This window comes from Ignavibacteria bacterium (genome assembly GCA_036262055.1).
Taxonomy (GTDB): domain Bacteria; phylum Bacteroidota; class Ignavibacteria; order Tepidaquicellales; family Tepidaquicellaceae; genus DATAJP01.
Genome location: DATAJP010000002.1, coordinates 397,652 through 417,565, shown reverse-complemented (window position 1 = coordinate 417,565; position 19,914 = coordinate 397,652). Strand labels below are relative to the sequence as shown.

At 32.6% G+C, this 19,914-nt stretch carries 13 protein-coding genes and 1 tRNA gene; 7 read left to right on the top strand and 7 right to left on the bottom strand.

Going from position 1 to position 19,914, the window contains the following annotated elements:
* Positions 1-18 precede the first annotated feature (18 nt).
* Entirely contained in the window at positions 19-528 is a 510-nt protein-coding gene (locus VHP32_03620; GenBank protein HEX2786968.1) for a DinB family protein, read from the bottom strand.
* A 211-nt stretch (positions 529-739) separates the two neighbouring features.
* On the opposite strand from VHP32_03620, the gene VHP32_03615 reads away from it, so the two are divergent.
* Both VHP32_03615 and VHP32_03610 read left to right on the top strand, forming a co-directional pair.
* The gene (locus tag VHP32_03615; GenBank protein ID HEX2786967.1) at positions 740-2,467 is read left to right on the top strand and encodes a T9SS type A sorting domain-containing protein; all 1,728 of its coding nucleotides are present in this window, start codon (positions 740-742) and stop codon (positions 2,465-2,467) included.
* Between the two features lie 153 nt (positions 2,468-2,620).
* Positions 2,621-3,325, top strand: a complete 705-nt coding sequence (locus tag VHP32_03610; protein HEX2786966.1) for a hypothetical protein — start codon at positions 2,621-2,623, stop codon at positions 3,323-3,325.
* Positions 3,326-3,592: 267 nt separating this feature from the next.
* Here VHP32_03610 and VHP32_03605 read toward each other — a convergent pair whose 3' ends face one another.
* Together VHP32_03605 and VHP32_03600 are read right to left on the bottom strand one after the other, a co-directional pair.
* Positions 3,593-5,458 carry a T9SS type A sorting domain-containing protein gene (locus tag VHP32_03605; protein ID HEX2786965.1) on the bottom strand — a complete coding sequence of 622 codons (1,866 nt, stop codon included), beginning with the start codon at positions 5,456-5,458 and terminating at the stop codon, positions 3,593-3,595.
* A 115-nt stretch (positions 5,459-5,573) separates the two neighbouring features.
* A complete protein-coding gene (locus VHP32_03600) occupies positions 5,574-7,589 on the bottom strand; it encodes a T9SS type A sorting domain-containing protein (GenBank protein ID HEX2786964.1) in 2,016 nt (671 codons plus the stop codon).
* 491 nt (positions 7,590-8,080) lie between these two features.
* On the opposite strand from VHP32_03600, the gene VHP32_03595 reads away from it, so the two are divergent.
* Together VHP32_03595 and VHP32_03590 are read left to right on the top strand one after the other, a co-directional pair.
* Complete coding sequence (locus VHP32_03595) at positions 8,081-10,219, top strand: YCF48-related protein (GenBank protein HEX2786963.1); 2,139 nt, start codon at positions 8,081-8,083, stop codon at positions 10,217-10,219.
* 49 nt (positions 10,220-10,268) lie between these two features.
* Positions 10,269-11,972, top strand: coding sequence for a T9SS type A sorting domain-containing protein (locus VHP32_03590; protein HEX2786962.1), 1,704 nt, complete (start codon positions 10,269-10,271; stop codon positions 11,970-11,972).
* 65 nt (positions 11,973-12,037) lie between these two features.
* Here VHP32_03590 and VHP32_03585 read toward each other — a convergent pair whose 3' ends face one another.
* A complete protein-coding gene (locus tag VHP32_03585; protein ID HEX2786961.1) occupies positions 12,038-13,489 on the bottom strand; it encodes a hypothetical protein in 1,452 nt (483 codons plus the stop codon).
* 520 nt (positions 13,490-14,009) lie between these two features.
* Positions 14,010-14,095, bottom strand: a tRNA-Leu gene (locus tag VHP32_03580).
* 258 nt (positions 14,096-14,353) lie between these two features.
* On the opposite strand from VHP32_03580, the gene VHP32_03575 reads away from it, so the two are divergent.
* Both VHP32_03575 and VHP32_03570 read left to right on the top strand, forming a co-directional pair.
* Entirely contained in the window at positions 14,354-16,312 is a 1,959-nt protein-coding gene (locus VHP32_03575; protein ID HEX2786960.1) for a tetratricopeptide repeat-containing sensor histidine kinase, read from the top strand.
* 114 nt (positions 16,313-16,426) lie between these two features.
* Positions 16,427-16,819 (top strand): hypothetical protein, encoded by a 393-nt coding sequence (locus tag VHP32_03570; protein HEX2786959.1) that lies wholly within the window; start codon positions 16,427-16,429, stop codon positions 16,817-16,819.
* A 56-nt stretch (positions 16,820-16,875) separates the two neighbouring features.
* On the opposite strand, the gene VHP32_03565 is transcribed toward VHP32_03570, so the two are convergent.
* Positions 16,876-17,637, bottom strand: coding sequence for a tetratricopeptide repeat protein (locus VHP32_03565; protein HEX2786958.1), 762 nt, complete (start codon positions 17,635-17,637; stop codon positions 16,876-16,878).
* 93 nt (positions 17,638-17,730) lie between these two features.
* Complete coding sequence (locus VHP32_03560; protein HEX2786957.1) at positions 17,731-18,441, bottom strand: tetratricopeptide repeat protein; 711 nt, start codon at positions 18,439-18,441, stop codon at positions 17,731-17,733.
* Between the two features lie 199 nt (positions 18,442-18,640).
* Between VHP32_03560 and VHP32_03555 the strand changes: the two genes are divergently transcribed.
* Positions 18,641-19,909: a citrate (Si)-synthase gene (locus VHP32_03555; GenBank protein ID HEX2786956.1), complete on the top strand. Its 1,269-nt coding sequence runs from the start codon at positions 18,641-18,643 to the stop codon at positions 19,907-19,909.
* Positions 19,910-19,914 lie beyond the last annotated feature (5 nt).

The following is a 19,914-nucleotide window of genomic DNA, read 5'->3' as shown; positions in this document are numbered from 1 at the left end:
AACCGTATAATTCTAAAATTATCTCAAATATCTTTCCCTCAATACCTTTATATGGTGAAGTTCGTGCCCTGATATTATATACAATAGTCCTCTTACCGAAACATTATTTCCGTTTGCATTTCCCGTACGGTTTAAAATTTCTTCATCAAATGTACCGAACAAGGCAATGTTCGATGCGCGTATATAAAGCATTTCATCGGAAATATCCTGAATTGTTCTCCGGTTGAAATTCGAATGGTTCATATATTCGTTTTCATCAAAACCGGGAAGAGGTGTTTTTTCATTTCGTGCTATGGACATTGCGCGGTATGCCATCACACGCTCGGCATCGCACATATGCCCGAGAACTTCTTTGATTGTCCATTTGCCCGGCTGGTATGCATGAGCCCCGATTGCTTCGGGTATGCTCTGATAAAACTTTCTTGCTTCTTTTCCCTGCTCGGTTAAAATAACAATTATGTCTCCATCAGGAACTTCATCTATGTACGGCTTATAAAAACTTGCGTATTCGTTTTCGGTGGGTCTCATAATTACTATCCTTTCTTGCAGTTTACGTCAAATTCATATCGAACGCCGATATTTCTATTTAAGCGTTTTTTTAAAATAAAAGTTTCAATCATTAATATCAGCCATAAAGAGAGTGAATAAACGGAAGAGTTATGCAGCTTTTACCTTTTTGTGTTTATCATTTCTTTTTTGCACACAATTTCTAAACTTGAAAAAACCTTGAAAATCCACTATGAAAAAAACCTTAACTTCATTGCTTTTTGTTTCCGGTCTTTGGTTTCTTAATTTATTTTTCTATAATGGTTCTGTGTTCGCACAGCAGCTTGCAGTTCCATTTAGGGTTGAAGTCGAGCAGGTGTCACAATTAAATGCTCCAACTCTTCAGTCGTATGTATATGCACAGCAGAATGGTAAATGGCTTTTAATGGCAGGCAGAACAAACGGACTTCATAATTTTCCGTCACCTGTTAATAACTCCGCGTTCCCGACAGTGTTCGCAAATAAGATGATGTATGTTTATGATCCTGTTACAGACACGCGATGGTCAAAAAATATTTATACGGATTTACCTTTGGGAGTTGCCGACCAGCTTCGCGCAACTAATCTGCAATATTTAGTTCTCGGAAATATGCTGTATGTTGTCGGTGGTTACGGAAAAGATTCCGCGTTAAGCTCACCGGGAAGAGACTCGATGGTTACTTTTCCTCGACTTACTGCAATTAATATAAGCGGTGCGATTAATGCGGTGATAAACGGAACATCGATTGCACCTTTTGTGCGTTCAATTATTGATACCAACATGGCGGTTACGGGAGGGAAGCTCAGAAGACTTGACAATACTTTTCTTTTATGTGTCGGGCAAAAGTTCACGGGGCTTTACGGATTTTCAGGTTCGGGAGTTCAGAACGGTGTTCAGAAATATACCGATGAAATCAGAACTTTTAACATTGTCGATGACGGAGTTAATTTAAGCATAGCAAATCTTTCGCACATCACAAATCCAGCGATACTTCATCGCAGGGATTTGAATGTGGTTGATGTTATAAATAACACAACGCGATTACCTGAGCTTCGTTTGTATGGAGGAGTTTTTACAAACGATGTTTCTACGTGGAATAATCCCGTGAACGTTTCTTTGACGAGCGCGACACAGGATAATTCTTTCTCTCAAAGATTTTCTCATTATGACTGCGCTAATCTGGGAGTCTATGATTCGGTTTACAACCGAATGAGCACGGTGCTTTTCGGAGGCATTAGCTTATGGACATTGGATACGCTTACGAACACTCCTTACATCGACACAGCAGGGTGCGGGGGACCGTGCATTCCGTTTATAAATCTAATTTCGGTTATCACGAAATACAGCAATAATTCTTATAAGGACTCATTGCTACCGATTCGCTTTCCGCAGAATAAAACTTTAGGTTCGGAAATGAATTTCATAATAGATACGGCGCTTCCTACGTATAACAATCGCGTGATAAAGGTAAATCAGCTCAGCAACAGAACGTTTGTTGGTTATCTCTATGGAGGAATAGATGCAAGTGCAACGACGTCGGAAAATTCTTTTATGCATCAGATGTATGACAAATCAAAGCGCGGACGCGGAGCGGGAAGCACGGCAACGTCGATAATTTATAAAGTTTACCTAACGCCAAACGTGGTTTCGGTGCAGAATATTTCAAGCATCGTTCCGCAGAAATATTCTCTTCATCAGAACTATCCGAACCCGTTCAATCCTGTTACAAAAATCGGATTTCAAATTCCTAAGAGTGGTGTGGTGAAAATTTCTATTTATGATATAACAGGAAAGAAAATTTCATCGCTTGTGAACGAACAGCTCAACGCGGGAAGCTACGAGACAATCTGGAACGGCGACAAATTTTCAAGCGGAGTTTATTACTATACGATTGAAGTGAATGATTTTGTTGAAACGAGAAAGATGCTATTGGTGAAATGATTTTATCATTTTATCATAAGTCCCGTCTTTGCGGGACTGATGGTGAAGTAGAAATAATCTTTGTAATAAAGAAATATTTTTTTATTTTTATGAAGTCGAAGTATATACCTGCTTTTAATTTATTTTTTTGAAATAATCCTCAAAAATAATAAAATGAAACCTTTAATAGCTTTATTAGTTTTCGTTTTTGCAATCAATGCTTGCAATTTAAACACAAATAAAAAAACAGGAGGTATATCCTCTACAAATCCGAAAGAAGACTTTATGAAAGGTAGTAATTATGTTAACGAAAAAAATTGGGGATTGGCAAAAGTTAATTTAGAGCGCATACCTAGTTCAGATGAAAATTATTCAAAAGCTCAAGAATTATTGAAAGAATGTTATAAACACTTAGATAGTTTAAATTTTGTAAAAGGTATGGAAGCTTACAATCAAAAAAAATGGATTGAAGCAGAAGAGAATTTTAAAAATATAAGCAAACATTATCCTGTTGATTCAAACATTTTAATAAAAATTAAAAAAGAGATTTTATTATATAATGAAAAACAAGAAAAACTTAGAGCTGAAAACGAAAGAAAAGAAGAACAAAAATTTTTAAACTCAAAAGCTGGAAAAATCTGGAAGTTTTGTCAGAAAAAAAATGCGGTTGTTACTAAAGAAGATTGTATAAAAGCTAGCGAAGATAGGATTTGGATTGGAATGAATATTTGGTTATTGGTTGCAAGAAGAGGTAACCCGAGTTCTGTAAATCCGTCAAATTATGGATATGGAACCAAATATCAATATTGTTGGTGGGATTATACACCATCATGTTTTTATGATGATGATGAAGATCGTTTAGTTGATGCATATAACTAATTAGTATTTAATGTTATATATTCGGGCATAAAAAAACCGCATTGAAGTTATCAATGCGGTTAGTGGTTTTATGTGCCCGGGGCCGGAATCGAACCGGCACTGCCTTTACAGGCAACAGGATTTTAAGTCCTGTAAACTGTTAACAGTTCTATACAGTCCTTAAATTAACTCCCTTTTAAATATACTCTTAAATACAGAGTTTATTTGAAAAGAACGTCCAAAAAATTTAAGACGTTCTTTAATTTAATATATTAACTGTAAAATTAATTATTTAATTAACATCATACGTTTAGTCTGAACAAAATTGCCTGTTTGTATTCTGCAGAAGTAAATACCACTTGCTAAGTTTGAACCATTGAAATCTACATAATATGCTCCAGGTGTGGAATGATGTTTATTAACTAATACACTTACAACCTGTCCTAAGTAATTATACACTGTTATATTAACAAATCCTTCTTGTGGAATTAGATAATATACTTTTGTAACAGGATTAAATGGATTTGGATAATTTTCTAAAGCATATTTGTCAGGAGTAATACCCATTATTGTCTCGGTGTTTTCAGAATAAGTATCTGGCAAATAATCAGAATGAATTACATAATTCATTTGTTTTGAAAAACCAGATTCTTGCGAACTATTATCAACCATTGTTACTTTATATGAAATAGTTCCATAACTTTGCAATTCACCCGGTCCTACAAAAATATTTTCAGTATAATCAACATAATTATCACCCGATGTTGAACCAATATATTGGTATGAAACATCACCGGTGTCAAGCTTATATATTTTATAAGTATTAAAGTCTCTTTCATCGCGATTTTTTAAATGTATTTTAGGATGATAAAAATTTCCGCTGCTAATATGGCTTGCACGAACAGACGGAGGGGGAGGAGCAGGATCAAAGTTTGTTGAGTTCATCATTTTAGTATATGTGCCATAGCTTGCGACAAGAGCAATACCTCCGGTATTATACATATCAGCTCCTTCAATTTTGTTAAATACGGAAGCTCCTGTACCCCAGCCTGAGATACTTGAGAAAGTTTGTTCAGATGTTGAGTTAAATAGTCCGCTCGAAGCTGTATTGATAAAAACACTTGTATGACCATATGCACCGACAAAAACCAGGTCATTATAACCATCTTTATTAATATCTTTTGAAAAAATTAATGGAAGAGATGGGATATAGCTTGAACTGCTAAGTGTCCAGTCTGCAGTTCCGTCAACCGAACTGCCTAAATTATTTAAATATACTTTTGCAACATTATCATTGGATGCAACTATTATATCATTATAGCCATCATTGTTGACGTCTTCAACAAATAAATCCTGAATGTAACTCATACCGGTATTAATGTCTGCAAAGGCTGAAGAATTGAATGTATTACTACCTGTATTTAAGTAAACTTTTACATAACCATTAGAAATCAAAATTAAATCATCTCTATCTGATGTGTTTGAAGGGAAAAAGATATGTTCATTTATCTGCTTTAGTTTTATCTTGGTTGCGCTGCAAGTAAAAGAATAGGGCGTTGTGTTTAAATATCCATCATACTGATTATAATAAACTTTAATTCCATTTGATTGAACTATTATTATATCCTCATATGTATCTTCTTGATTAAATGAACCCTTTTCAATATATGAAGAACTAACACTGAAACTTTGCTGTTGTCCCGTTATTGTATTATTGTTATTCCAGAATACACGCATATTATCATTTTGAATTGTTACTATGTCCTTTTTTGTTGTGCTGTTTCTTAATCTTACCGCAACCATTCCTCTGAACTGGTTTAAATCATATTGAGACGGATTTTCAGAATAAAATGCACTTGAAGGAGAACCCAGACTACCACTTCCATTATTTGGAGCCCATTTTCCTAATCGGTATGTTAGGGTAAAATCGGTAGAATTTAAAGATGAACCCACATCAAGACGGCTTGTGGAAATTTCCTGCAAAGAAAAATAGTTTGTAGCATTTTGTCCTCCCCAGTCAACCGTGCTGATGCTCCCGGTGTTAAAATAAGAGGGAGGCGCGCCTTCGCCATCGTCCTGAGAAAGTGAAATTTGTGATGAAAACATAACAAAAAATAAAAATAGAAATGCGGGGTTTTTAATGAATTTTTTCATTGTTTATTTTTTTTTAGGTTAATAAAAAAGGGCAAACCAAAGCGAACTGCTTCGGCAGTTTAGATTGAGTACTTAGCGGTCTTCAATTTTTTGGAATGCCCTGCTTTTTTAAAAGCTATTTTATTAAAATCATCTTTTTTGTATCAATTTTTTTTCCTTCTATAATTAGTGAATAGAAGTAAATTCCGGATGAAAAATTTGAGCCGTCAAAGGCAAACTCATATTCTCCCGGATTTTTTATTCCTTCTAAAAGTTTTTCAACAACTCTTCCCGTTATGTCATAAATAATTAATTTTACTTCTGCTTTTTTCTTTATATCAAATTTAATTTTAGTAATCGGATTAAATGGATTAGGATAATTTTGATAAAGCTTAAAATTTTCAGGAACGGGGTTGTTATAATTTGTAATATTTACAGTTCCAAACTGTTTAAAATTGGTATAGAAAAAATCACCGGTCGGGGTTGAAGAAATCACCTTACCTAAGGGTGTCATGATATTTATTTTATTATCATTATCCATATAATGTAAAGCAGGTCTTACAAATGACGTTGAATCAATTCTTTTAAAATAAATCGAAGAAAAATCATAAAAAGATTGTTTTTTGTAAATGCTCGTTAACTGGTTTCCAATACCACCTTCAGAATATGCAATACATGGATAAAGAACTATAAAATTACCTTCAATTGAAGCTGTATCAATTCCCATATTAGGTCCGGCTCTAATACCTTGCAAAGTGTAGAAGACTGTTTGAAAATTATTTTCTCCGGGTGTTCCGGTATGTTTAATAACCCCCAAGCTTCCGCTTGAGTCTCCAATTCCTGTAGTCGTTATTTCTTTCTTGCCGTCATTATCGTAATCTTTCAAAAATGCATACCCGCAGGAAACTGGAGCATTAGTTATAATTTCTTTTATGCTGTATCCATGCCATTGTGAGGGTGTATTGCCGGTTGAATCAAGATAATTGACATATCCGCTTTCCCACTGTGTATCACCGATTACAACTTCGTCCTTTCCGTCGTTATCAATATCACCCGGACATATGCTGTAGATAAAACTTCGCGCATTTATAGGGACTTGGGTATCAAAAAAATATTCCGTTGCATATTTTGTTTTAAATCTCTCTCTTATTATGTAAGTGCTGTTTTCTTCCGGCATATAACTTATCCAAAATTCCTGTTTAATATCACCGTTTATGTTGACTGAATCCTTTTGCATGAAGTCAAACATAGGTCTGGCTCTATTAAACGAAGCATCAAAAAATTTATAAACTCCCGGTCCTAAACATTCATATACTCCTTCAGCAAGCTCCCCGGTAAATATACGTGGACCCACGCACAAAAACTCTTTTTTTCCGTTACTATCAAAATCAAATAAGGACTCCGTATGATTCCAACCGCCATGCTGCAAAACTGTATCCCAATCTATTCTGTATGTTTCAGGGGTTATATTTTCAAATACAACCACTCGAGTTGGCTTATATAACGGATATGATAATGTATCTGAAATAGGATAAAAAGTATATATTGCTTCTGTCTTACCGTCATTATCTATGTCCCCGATAGACTGACCATTATTCGGCTGTCCGCTTCTCCAGCTTGCCCACATTTCGTTGAATGTAATTGAAGAGCTGTAAAGAAACACTCTTCCATCATCAAGGAAATTTCTCAGAGGCACCTTTGAAGCATTTTCATTCAATATGTTAATCCTGTAATTATGAAGAACTTCTTTTTCTCCCGTAGAAAACTCTATCTCTAAATCATCAAACCGTGACATAAACGAATTCATCAATTCTGAATTTGTTTTTTTAACAAGAGTTATCTTTTTTATTTCCTTGCTCTGCTTGTAATTTTTATATTCACTTAAAGTTCCGTTTCCGTTGTTATTATATATAATCAGTTCATTTTTTGATTTATAATATACTGCAATATCTTTGAAATAATCCTGATAGTTAAATAACCCTATTACAATGGTGTCTTTTTGTTTTTGTGTCATACGATTTTCATCCAGGTTTCCCTTGAAAACGGTTAAACCTAAATCTGATGGTCTTATGGTTTTCGGAGAATCGGAATTGTCGGCAAATAAATTGAGATATGAAAATGAAAATAATAATAAAAAAATAATCTTCTTCATAAGAATTAATTTTTTAAGATTTAAAAATCACAAAAAATTCAGTAAAGATTATTTTTTTATAGAATGATAGATTTAAAGTTGATGCGGGGCATATTACTATTTAAAAAATTTTATTTTCAAACAGTGCTGTCATAGCAAAAATAATTTAACCTAAATAAATTTTAATTTTATTTTTTTATAAAATCAATTCTATAATTAAAAATCTCAACTAAACATTATCATCATAATTTATCTAAAAATTATTAAAAAACTTTGGACAAATTTTTGAGGTTGGACGCAGTTTAAGAATCGTTAATTTACAAAATAGTGTAATTTCCATCTTATTTTAAACAAAAATGGGGGACAGAAAATTGAAGTTGGACATTCCAATTAAAAATGCCATAAAAACTAATTAAATATATGATTTGTATGGATTTAGCTTATTATTAATATGTCCCACTTCAAAAAATTGTCCATATATCTTAATAATTTATAATTTAAATTTGTATTGAATGAAAAACTTATTCATAATTTTGCTTCTAACATTAACATATAATTTAAATGCACAAACTCAGTGGACATGGCAGATGCCATTGCCAAATGGAAACGGATTGGATGATGTAAAGTTTTACAATTCCCAAACGGGTTATGCTTGCGGACATTCAGGAACAATTTTGAAGACGACAAATGGTGGAAATAACTGGTTTAATCAAAATTCCGGAGTCACTACATTAATTCGTTCTTTCTATTTATTTGATAGTATTAATGTGATTGCGTGTGGTGATTCAGGAAGAGTACTAAGAACAACCAATGGTGGTAATAATTGGACTCTTATAAATACAGGACAAACTATTTTGTTAAATACCATAACGTTCACAAATTCAATAACCGGTTATATTTCAGGACATTCAAATACGATTTTAAAAACCACCAACGGTGGGTTTAACTGGTTTAATCTTAATTCAGGAACAAGTACTAACTTTCTATGTGTTGCATTTGCCAATGAAAATATAGGATATGCTTCGGGAAATGCTAAATGCATAAAAACAACAAATGCAGGAGCAAACTGGTTTGATATGGGGATAACTTTTACTTTACCTTTTTCAATTATATATGATATCTCAATTATTGATTCTAATAATGTCTATCTTTTAATCGGAGGAGATGAAAGAATTGCATACACAAGCAATGGAGGAGCACTATGGAATTATTATGATGTTAATCTCCCGCACATAGTAAGCGGAGGAGTTGATGAAGTTAGAGCAATATCTTTTATAAACCTCCAAACAGGTTATTTAGTCTCTGATGGAGGAAGTATTTGTAAAACAACAAATAGTGGACAAAATTGGATCCAAAACACAACATTTAGAACTAATTTTCAGATACATGGTGTGCTTTTTGATGTATTTGTAAACCAAAACGAAATCTATGCAGTAGGTGGTGGTGGAACAATAGTTAAATCTACAAACTCCGGCGAAAATTATTTTCTGCAATCAGGTTATAAGCGGGATTTCTTAGACATACGTTTTGTAAATGAAAACACTGGGTTTGCAATAGGTGAATGGGGAGAGTTTTATAAAACAAACAATTCAGGATCTAGCTGGATACAAAAAAACATAAACACTCAAAGAGATTTAAACTCAATATTTTTTGTAAATGAGCAGACAGGATATATTGCCGGAGATACGGGACTGGTTTTGAAAACAACTAACTCAGGTGAAAATTGGGTTTCTTTATCTACAGGAAGGAATAATATTTTGAATGATGTTTATTTTACAAACCAGTCAACAGGATATATATGCGGAACTCTTGGACTTGTGATGAAAACCACAAACGAAGGATTAAACTGGTTCAGATTAGATAGTGTTGAAAATGATACGTTTTGGAAAATCCATTTTATGAATGAAAATACCGGCATAACCATTTCAAGCACTGTAGTGTTAAGAACAACCAATGCAGGAACTAATTGGATAATTCAACCCAATGCAGACGGAAGAGCTATATATTTCATAAATGAAAATACCGGGTATCTGGGAAGCGGTTCGAGAATGTACAAAACGACTAATTCAGGTGAAACATGGGCACAAATATTTTCAAGAAGCGGATGGGTATTTCAGGATTTATATTTTGGAAACGAAATGGAAGGAATTGGAGTGGGATATGCAGGTCAGGAATTATTAGTAAAAACAACTAACGGAGGATTAAACTGGTTTAGATTATTTGCAACTAATAGTGTTTTATATGGCATAGACTTTATCAATAGCGAAACCGGTTATATAGTTGGTGACTGGGGCAATATTTTAAAAACAACAAACGGTGGGTTAACTTTCATTGAAGAAAATCATAATGAGATTGTCACGCAGTATGAATTAAAACAGAATTATCCAAACCCGTTTAATCCAGTGACGAAGATTGAGTTTGATATTCCGTCAAGTGTGAACAGTCAATTGTCGGGTACCCCTTGGGTCAATGTGAATTTAAGTATTTATGATATTACGGGTAAATTAATTGCAATACTGATTAATAAACCTTTGCAAAGTGGAAATTATGAACTAACATGGAATGCCTCTGCTTTACCCAGCGGAGTTTATTTTTATACACTAAAGACAGGTGTATTTTCTCAAACTAAAAAAATGATTTTAATGAAGTAAATCCAATTTCTTATACAATTCTCTTTTAATTAATTTAAATCATCACATTATGGCAAAACAAAAAAAATTCTCGTTATGGGGCATAGGATTCTTATTTTCAATTTTAAGCTTTCTATTATTTTCAAACAATAACATTTATGCTCAATTTCCTCCTGTTGGTTATCCTTTTCATGCAATTTCAGATGGAAATGATAACATTTATATAACAGGGATGGCATATAATTCAGCTAACTCAACCAATGATATATTTATTGCAAAAATTGATGGTTTTGGTAATTTAACATCAGAGTTTTTAGAAAATATTGATGGTTTGGATAAAGGAATGTCTATAGCACTTGACCATGAGAGCAATATACTTATAACAGGATTTTACTATAATTCCAATACATCAACTAATGATATTATTATTGCTAAATATAATAGTTCATTAGATTCACAGTGGGCAGTAGTTATTCCTAATGATGCAGGAGATGATGCCGGATTATCTATAAAAGAATTATCAGAGGATAATATAGCAATTTGTGGGTATTATACTAATCCGGGTAATGTAGATTGTTATTTATATGTAGTAGATAACAGCGGAAACTATGAATTTGATGGCGCTTATGATTCTCCGGATAAATTAACCGATGTTGGCACATCACTTATTGCAGATGATTATTATATATATGTAGCAGGATATACTGATCAGGGAAGTACTTATGGTTATGATTTATTATTGGTTGATTTTGATATTAGCACCGGCTCAAAAGTTGGGAATGAATTTATTTATAATAGCATTGCTAATGAATACCCAACCGGTCATATCATAACTGATTTCTCGCAAAATCCAATATTAAAATCCAAAAGGTCTTTATCGGTTCATCAGGAATACTCAGGGGGCAACAACAACTTCTTTACTTGCTATATTGATGGAAATAATTTAAGTAATAATTGGTACGACACCTTAGATTATTCAACCAATGATGTTTTAACAAGTGTAATTTGTGATAATGAATTTATATATTCCGCGGGTTATACTCATCGAGGAAGGAGCGAATATGATTTCGCAATATTAAAATATGAAGCAAATGGAAATATGGTTAGTGGTTTTCCTCTTTGGTATGATCATCTTGCATTAAAGGGAGATGATAAGCCTTCCTCTCTTTTAATCAGCAATGATCTTCTTTATATAACAGGATATAGTAGTTCTATTGTTAATGAGTATGTTGCTGTAGGATTTAATGTAGGTATTGTAGATTCATGGGAAAATGCAGAACCTGTTTGGGTTGGCAGATATATACCAAATTTGGGTAATAATAACTTGGGACAAATGAAAAAATATACTTATTGTGCAGCAGATAAAAATGGAAACATAACTATGATTGCATTTGGCTACAATGATAGCAATTCATTCATTGCGGGTCAAAAATACAATCGAGAAGGTAAAGTATTGCATTCAATACAACCTGAAATTATAAGAACTAAACGAATTATTCCCGGAATAATAGGTGAAGAAACAACAGTTACAAATTATCCCAACCCATTTAATCCCGTTTCTAACATTAGTTTCACGCTTCCTGCGCAACAGTTTGTTGAACTTGCAATTTATGACATAAGCGGAAGACAGATAGAATCATTAATAAAACAATATTTGAATGCGGGAAATCATATAGTTAAATGGGATGCGTCTAAATATTCCAGCGGGATTTATTTTTATAGATTAAAAACGGAAAATCAGATTATTACAAAAAAACTTGTGCTTGTAAAATAATAAAAATTCAGGTATGCCCTGCCGGACCCCTTAGAGGAGGTGGGACCCGCCAAAAAGGGCATACCTTATTTATTTTTAAATTTGCTTTGGAATTTTTCTAAAAACCAATTTTTTTCGGGAATAAAATAATGAAGTTTATTAATTTCATCATAACTAAATTCAGCTAATTCCTGAAATTTTTTATCATGCATAAATTCCAAGGTGTTTATTTTTATTAATTGTTTAATATATTTTGTGAAATTATCAATTGAACTTTTATTAAGCTCATTAATTTTTTTATTTCGTTTTTCAAGTTTTCTTAAATTGTCCAATTCGAATTCAATTGCAGAAATATTTTTCTGTTCATAATAAATTTTACAAAAAATTATTTTAGCACTTACATAATTAGATATGTTCCTTGAACCGACTAATATTAAATGAGAGATGCTTTTGTTATAATTCTTTTTTATAAAATAAATTTTTGCATAAGATAAATTTATAAAATCTTTGTTTTTATCATAATTTAACAATTTTTTATATTTTTCGATAAAGTATTGCGCCCAGTCTAAATTTCCGGTTGAGGTTGCAATAGAAACCACATCTCTAAAAGATTCAGCATTAATTTCATTATTTAATAACAAGAAATCATTTTTTTCTTGAAAAAAATAAATATCAAATAATTTCTGTCTATAGTCATAATTACCTTTATGGAGCATTAGTATATAATAATTTACTATATATAAATAATAATGGAAAAGTTGTGTTTTGTCAAACTTATTTAGATTGGCTTCTAAATATTTTAAATATAATTTTTCTAATTCTATTGTAGATTGGTTTTTTCTCATACTCAACTGAATTGATATAATATAATAGATAATGCAAATATTTGGATGTTCATTTTGTATTTTTTCAAAATTTAATTTAATGTCATTCAAAATTTCATTTAAATATGGAAACTTAAGGTCAAATTTCTTACCGGCATACTCCTCATGCAATATCATATCATTATAACAATGTAACAACTGGAAATAAAAATTATAAATAATGTTATCTCGCTTGGTATTTAAAATATCAGGATAATCTAGAGCTTTTTCATTAATTGTAAAGTTGTAATAATCATCTTCAATTATAATTCTGTTTGAATAATAGTTTTCATCTCGTTTAAATTTATTATCAAAAATTTTTATAAATTCATTTAATTTTTTCTTATAGTGAGTTGTAAACTTCTTTTCTCGCAAAGCTCTAAGCTCATACATCATATTAGTGTTTTCATCTTTTTCAAACTCCTTTAATTTTAGAAAATACTTCAACAACGAACGAAATTGTTTTGAAAGCCGATTTCTTTTGGAATTATCTAAATTTAGTTCTTTAAAAAGCTCAGTCTCCGAATTTAAATCAGAATTATAATTAGCATTAATTTTTTTAAGATTTTCAAAAATTTTTACTATAGTTTTATCGGTGTTATAATAAGGAGATTTTATGAACTTCTCAAACTCAATAATTTCATTTTTAGTAAGATGTGAAAATAAATCTAACATTATGTTGCTTTATTAAAGTACAGATGTACTATTTAAAATTTGTATTATATAAATAGGATATTGATGCAGCATTTTATAAAAGTCCCTCAATTTTTTCTCTTTTTCAACTCTAATTCAAATCATTTTAATATTTATAAACTCTGAAAAAAATAGAATATTGTAGATTTTAATAATAGACGTTGTCAGATTAACGAGCTTTTCAAAAACATATAATCTATATGGTCACAACAAAACAAACGACTCTGAGAACGTCTGTCTATAATCTTATTAAAATCTAAACAGAATCGTTTCAATTCTGTTAATCTGAATAAATAAAATTTATTTCAAATCTTTGAATCTTAAAACAATTCTTAATTGCATTTTTAAATACAGTCTAAATACAAGCTTGTAAAGTGTGATAAGAGATTATTCCTAGAACCCCGGGTGGCAGGAACTGGTAGAAACGCAGGACAAAAATTGAGAAGTTTTAAATCTAAAAAGAAAAAGACCTTTCAATTTAATAATCAAAAGGTCTTGTGTGTGCCCGGGGCCGGAATCGAACCGGCACTGCCTTTACAGGCAACAGGATTTTAAGTCCTGCGCGTCTACCAGTTCCGCCACCCGGGCGGGTGGCAAATTAATTATTGTTTTTACTGGAATTAAACCGAGCTAAAAGCTCGATTTTAATAATTAATTCACGTAAATATATGGATTTTACGCTATAATAAAAATGCAAAGCATATTGAGAAATAAAAAAATCAATAATATAAGTTAATTTGCTTACAAATTATCAAAAATATAGTTAATTTATGTATGTTTTTTTGATAATTTCACTATCACTTATTGGTTTAAATGAAAAATATGTCTTATTTGGGCACAACTGATATGCGAATTTCTTCTGTTAATCTTTCGGAAATTCGTTTAAAAAATGGCTATAGTTTAAAATCAATTGATGAGATGAAAGCAAAACTCGAAGCTCATATTTCATCGCTTAATTTTCACACCGTTAATCCTTCCCTTTTAAAATTTGCAGAGCAATCTCTAAAGGTTTTTAAAAGTTACAATGATTATAAAGCAGTCATAAGAGCAATGCGGTTAATCGTTGCTTATTATTATTTCACTTCAAATTTCAAAGAGTCAATAAACCAGATAGAAAAAGCTTTGGTTTATTGTAAAAAACACGATTTAGATACAGACCATTTTTTGTTTATTGCTGCTTCTAATTATTTATATCTGGGCGATATGACAAAAGCTTTGAGTTATATCCGTGAATCGCTAAAAATCAGGAAGCAGAAAAATAACAAGAAAGGAATTGCGCAATGCTATAACAGCATGGGTTTGTTTTATAATAATATGGGAAATTATTTTCTCGCTTCAAGATATTATCTTAAGTCCTTAAAAATTTCCAGAACATTGCCTGATAGCGCAGATTTAAAAAACGTTCTGAATAACCTCGCTGTCATGTATATGAATGTTAAAAAATATGACAGAGCAATAAAAATCCTTGAAGAAAATATTTCTCATCTCGGCAAAGACAGCACAGACTTGAGTAAGCTTGCCACGTGTTACTGTAATCTGGGAAACGTATATACACATCTTCATGATTATAAAACCGCATTAAAATATCTTGAGCTGGGTGATTCGATAAGCATAAAGATTAATAATAATATAAACCGGGTTCAGTCACTGAATCATCTTGGGGTTTTGCATGAGCATAAAAAAGATTATGAGAATGCGGAAAAATATTTTAAAATTTCACTCGAAATTTCAAATAAGATTGGTTATCAGAATGGTTTCCTGACGAACTATTCAAATCTTGCTTCGATGTATATAAAAACATGCAGGTTTGATAAAGCAATAGCCATGTTAAATAAGAATCTTGTTATTGCAAAGAAGATGAAAGCACTGAATATTCTGAAAGAATCATATCAGATGCTGTCACAGGTTTATAAAATAAATAAAGACCATAAAAATGCTTACAAGTTTCTTGAAAAGTATAATAAAATAATTGAGCAGTTAAATAAGAAAAAGGTATCGCTCAGAACAAAAAGCCTGCTCCTAGAAAATGAAGTTGAAATGCAGGAAACCGAGCTTAAGATTTCTGATGAAAAAAATAAAAAATTGATAGAGCTGTCTGAAAATCTTGACAGAGCAAACAAGGACAAGAATGATTTTATCGGAATCGTTTCACATGACTTAAGAAATCCGATTTCAACTATTTCGGCAATTGCCGATTTCATAAATGAGCATAGTGATTCTTTAAGCAAAGAAGAAATACAGTCGCTTATAGAAGACATAAAAAATTGTTCGGTTAAATCATTGGATATTATGTCGAATTTGCTTGACATAAACTCTATCGAATCAGGTAATTGGAATGAGAGACAAGAAAAAATTAATCTTGTAGAGTTAATAAGCCAGATAAAAGAGAAGAACCAGGTTTTCGCAAATCCTAAAAACATAGAAATAATTCTTAATAAAAAAATTAAAAACCCGGAGGTTATTACTGTTAAGATGTGTATTGAGCATATCATAAATAACCTGGTTTCCAACGCAATTAAATATTCTCCATTCAACAAAAAGGTTTATATTACTTTGCGTGATAATGTAAAAAATATTTATGTTGGCATAAAAGATGAAGGTCCGGGATTTACGGAATCAGATAAAAAAGGATTATTTAAAAAATTTGCCAAGCTTTCCAACAAACCAACGGGAGGAGAGCCGTCAAGCGGGTTAGGTTTGTATATAATCAAAAAATTATCCGAAATTATAAATTCTCAGGTTATATTAGAATCAGAACCGGGCAAAGGTGCTACTTTTACTCTTAAAATTCCCACAAAGAGATAACCTGCTATGTATTTAGTTTTTAAATACTTACCTTGAACTAATCAATTATCAGACTTATTTTTAATACCACCCTGAAACATTGCTTATATTAGCAAAACAAAATAAAATTCAATTATGAACAAAATAATTATCCGAAGCTTGATGTTGCTTATGCTTGCAACGTTAATTTCTTCGTGCTCTACCTGCAAACGCAGTGCAACAGAAACATTTCAGGATGCCGAAAATCCTCCGACTGATGACATAATCCAGTACAGGATGATTTATACAGGGACAACAAATAATGATTTGATAATTGATTTGCTTCAGGGGGAATCAACTTTTGTTATGGAATATAACGGAAACGGAAGTTTTATAGTTAACTTAACAACTAATGAAGGGCAAATTATAACGAATCTTGCGAACGTTACAGGCAGATGGAAAGGAGTTAAAAAATTTAATGTTACTTCCACAAATCCTTATTTGCTTCAGGTAAGAACTGAAGGTCCCTGGAGTGTAGCTTATTATTAAAATAAAAAACCCGGCAAAACCGGGTTTTTGTTTAAACACTTTTTTTAAATCTCTGCCTATAATCCGTTTATTCTCGGTCTTAGTTCAGCTTCGTATTTGGGATTAAGCTGAATTGCCGTCTCCCAATCTCTTCTTGCATTTTCTTCATCACCTATCATAAGATAATCAATGCCTCTGTTATAATACGTTTTCGCAAGACGGGGGTCTCTTTGCAGACTTCTTGTATATTCGTAAATTGCCTGATTGTAATTTCCGAGGTAATCATAAACAACTCCCTTATTGTAATAAGCAATAGTATCGGTCGGCTTTAGCTCGATAACTTTATCATAATCCGTCAGAGCCGCCTGATAATTTTTTAATCTTTCATGCGCATTTCCGCGGTTCATGTATGCAGAATGATTTGTCTGAATAAGCGAAATATATTTATCGTAATCTTTTATTGCTTCAAAGTATAATTTAATGTTCTGGAAGTGATTTCCCCTGTCGAGATATGGACCCGGGTTTGTAGAATCTTTTTTAATCAGAAAATTATACTGCTCAAATTCTTTTATGTTGTAGTATTTATATACGCTGTCTCTCGGAATGCTGTAACCCATATGAAAGGTTTCGAGACTGTCTCTATAATCATAATATCCGACACCATAAACGTCAGTACTGTCTCTGTAACCTGCAATTTTCCATTGATCACCTTCCGGTTGCATGTTAGGGTCGGTTAAATTAGACTGGTTTTGGCTATTAACAGTATCTTCTTTTTTTTGACATCCCGTCAGAATAAAAATTGTAATAATCAGAACTGTTATTAAGTTAAATATTTTCATATGTTTAGTTTGTATTCCTGCAAAAATGAACTATATAAATATCCATATTAATTATTACAAATTTTATACCAAAATTTCATCATTTATCATTTATTATTGACTGGAGCGTATCTTCGCAATCTGCATTTTTTCGGATAAATCACTTTCGAACGAAGGGTCTTGTTGGATTACAATATTCCAGTCTTCGAGAGCTCCTTTGTAATTTCCTGAATTATAATTTGCATTTCCGCGGTTTAATCTTGCTCCTACATTGGTTGGTTGACGATTTATTATAGATGTATAATCTGAAATTGACAATTGATAATTGCCTGCTTTATCATGTGCATTTCCTCTTACAAAATAGAAGTAAACATTGTTTGTATCCATATCAATTGCCTTTGTGTAATCAGTAACAGCCATCGGAATATTATTGAAGCTTTCGTGGATATTTCCTCTATTTATATAATCCTGAGCAGTCGGATAAAGTCTTATCAGGTTATCATATTCCTTTATTGCCTCAGAATATTTTTCCATCTTAACATACATTGCCGCAAGATTTCTCAAGGCAGGCAAATCAAACGGGTCAATCTGCAGGGCTCTCTGATAGTCCGCGACAGCTTCATTATATCTTTCGATTTTGAAATAGGCATCTCCGCGGTTTTTATAATAAACAGGGTCGGCGGGATATTTTTTTATCAATTCTGTATATACATTAATTGAATCAAGAGTTGCCTGTTCAACCTGTTTTTGACATCCTTCAATTGAAAAATAAAAAATAATAAGCAGAAGAACTATAAATCCTGATTTTATGAGCCGATTTACCATAAATTATTAACAAAATGATTTTTGTTCATGTTATAAATAAAAAAGAGACAAAAATGACCTTTAAAATATATACAAATTTGAGACCAAATAAATTCTAAATAATAATGCTGTTTTGGGCATAAAATCGTAACTTTTTACTTAAAATTAAATCGTATATATTTAATGTTCGATAACATTACATTATAAAAAATCTTTAAAAATGCGATTAAAAGAAAAACTCGCTTCTCAAATTCCTGCCCTGAGAGAAGAAGCGAAATCAATCGTAAAAAATTACAACACCAAAGTAATTGGTGACGTTACGATTGACCAGCTTTACGGCGGAATGCGCGGAGTAAAAGCATTGATTTGTGATACCTCAGAGGTCGGCTTAGATACGGGACTCATCATAAGAGGAATTCCTATTTTAGAATTAACCGGCAAACTTCCCGAAGAAATTTTTTATTTGCTCTTAACCGGAGAACTTCCCTCAAAAGAAGATTTGGATGCACTGATGAAAGACATTGATTTACGTTCAGGTGTTCCTGATTATATCTGGAAACTTATTGATACATTACCTGACGAGACACACCCCATGGTGATGCTGAGCACTGCAGTTCTTGCAATGGAAAACGAATCCGACTTCAGAGAAGCTTATGATAACGGCTTGAGCAGAGATAGATTATGGGAGCCGATGTATGAAGACTGTTTGAACCTGATTGCACGCATGCCGGCAATAGCTGCTTACATCTATAGAAAAAAATTTAACAAGGGCGCGAGAATTGAGCCTGACCATTCACTCGACTGGGCAGCGAATTACGCTCACATGCTTGGCATTGACGACAAAGACGGTTCATTCAAGGACCTTATGAGATTATATATGGTTTTGCACTCAGATCATGAGAGCGGAAACGTTAGCGCGTTCTCAACACAGACAATCGGGTCGGCTTTATCAGATGTTTATTATTCTGTAAGCGGCGGATTGAACGGACTTGCAGGACCGCTTCACGGACTTGCAAACCAGGAATGTTTGCGATTCATAGTTAAAATGCGAGAAGACATCGGTCACTCACCATCTGACGAAGAAGTAAGAACATACTGCCTGGATTTGCTTAATAATAAAAGAGTAATTCCGGGATATGGTCATGCTGTATTAAGAGTAACAGACCCGAGATTTACAGCGTTTCTTGATTTCGGTAAAAAATGTATGCCTGATGATGAAATTTTCAAAATCGTCGAGCAGTTGTTCGACATAGTTCCGAAAATTTTAATCGAGCAGGGAAAAGCAAAAGACCCATGGCCGAACGTTGATGCGGCAAGCGGTTCTTTGTTACATCATTACGGCTTAAAAGAATATACTTATTATACGGTATTGTTCAGCGTTTCAAGAGCATTAGGATTATGCGCGCAGTTGATTATGGCTCGGGCAATGAATGCTCCGCTTATCAGACCGAAGTCTGTAACCACAAACTGGGTAAAGGGTCAGTTATAAAATAG

What these genes read in the sequence shown, in the direction of transcription:
- VHP32_03615 (HEX2786967.1), top strand. Translation starts at nt 740, where the DNA reads ATGAAAAAAACCTTAACTTCATTGCTTTTTGTTTCCGGTCTTTGGTTT.
- VHP32_03570 (HEX2786959.1), top strand. Translation starts at nt 16,427, where the DNA reads ATGAACAAAATAATTATCCGAAGCTTGATGTTGCTTATGCTTGCAACG.
- VHP32_03585 (HEX2786961.1), bottom strand. Translation starts at nt 13,489, where the DNA reads ATGTTAGATTTATTTTCACATCTTACTAAAAATGAAATTATTGAGTTT.
- VHP32_03620 (HEX2786968.1), bottom strand. Translation starts at nt 528, where the DNA reads ATGAGACCCACCGAAAACGAATACGCAAGTTTTTATAAGCCGTACATA.
- VHP32_03600 (HEX2786964.1), bottom strand. Translation starts at nt 7,589, where the DNA reads ATGAAGAAGATTATTTTTTTATTATTATTTTCATTTTCATATCTCAAT.
- VHP32_03565 (HEX2786958.1), bottom strand. Translation starts at nt 17,637, where the DNA reads ATGAAAATATTTAACTTAATAACAGTTCTGATTATTACAATTTTTATT.
- VHP32_03575 (HEX2786960.1), top strand. Translation starts at nt 14,354, where the DNA reads ATGCGAATTTCTTCTGTTAATCTTTCGGAAATTCGTTTAAAAAATGGC.
- VHP32_03590 (HEX2786962.1), top strand. Translation starts at nt 10,269, where the DNA reads ATGGCAAAACAAAAAAAATTCTCGTTATGGGGCATAGGATTCTTATTT.
- VHP32_03560 (HEX2786957.1), bottom strand. Translation starts at nt 18,441, where the DNA reads ATGGTAAATCGGCTCATAAAATCAGGATTTATAGTTCTTCTGCTTATT.
- VHP32_03595 (HEX2786963.1), top strand. Translation starts at nt 8,081, where the DNA reads ATGAAAAACTTATTCATAATTTTGCTTCTAACATTAACATATAATTTA.
- VHP32_03605 (HEX2786965.1), bottom strand. Translation starts at nt 5,458, where the DNA reads ATGAAAAAATTCATTAAAAACCCCGCATTTCTATTTTTATTTTTTGTT.
- VHP32_03555 (HEX2786956.1), top strand. Translation starts at nt 18,641, where the DNA reads ATGCGATTAAAAGAAAAACTCGCTTCTCAAATTCCTGCCCTGAGAGAA.
- VHP32_03610 (HEX2786966.1), top strand. Translation starts at nt 2,621, where the DNA reads ATGAAACCTTTAATAGCTTTATTAGTTTTCGTTTTTGCAATCAATGCT.